The sequence below is a fragment of the Marinifilum caeruleilacunae genome, from assembly GCF_013141825.1.
In the GTDB taxonomy this organism is placed as follows: domain Bacteria; phylum Bacteroidota; class Bacteroidia; order Bacteroidales; family Marinifilaceae; genus Marinifilum; species Marinifilum caeruleilacunae.
In genome coordinates, this window is sequence record NZ_RZNH01000149.1 from 1 (window position 1) to 524 (window position 524).

Consider the following 524-nt stretch of genomic DNA (forward strand, 5'->3'; position numbering starts at 1 on the left):
GCCCTATTTGCATCAGGATAAATCGTGCCTGAATGGAAGCAAATTCTTAGTAAAACCGGAAGCTGAGAACTTGTTCGAAGATCAGCCAGTCTATTGAACACCTGCAATACCTATTATACCACTAACTAAAAATAGTTCAATAGAGTATACTCTATTGAACCGTGATTGTTTCTAAATAAAAATAAGGACTTTAGTATGATTATTTTGGTTCTGTTGCAAAGTTTTCTGATAAGTCTATTTTAGTGTAAAATGAATAAAAATGACAGCGAGGATATATCAATGAACTATTTTAAAGGTAAACAATTTCAAAAAGATGTGATTATTGTCGCTGTTGGTTATTATCTACGTTACAATCTAAGCTATCGTGAAATTCAATAACTCCTTTATGATCGTGGGATTAACGTTTGTCACACAACTATTTATCGTTGGGTACAAGAATACAGTAAAGTGCTCTATCATCTCTGGAAAAAGAAAAATAGACAGTCCTTCTATTCGTGGAAAATGGATGAAACTTATATCAAAAT

General features: G+C 32.3%; 1 pseudogene. It reads left to right on the forward strand.

What is annotated here, in order from left to right:
• Positions 1–279: 279 nt before the first annotated feature.
• Positions 280–524: pseudogene (locus ELS83_RS21835) on the forward strand (transposase domain-containing protein); the annotation flags it as partial.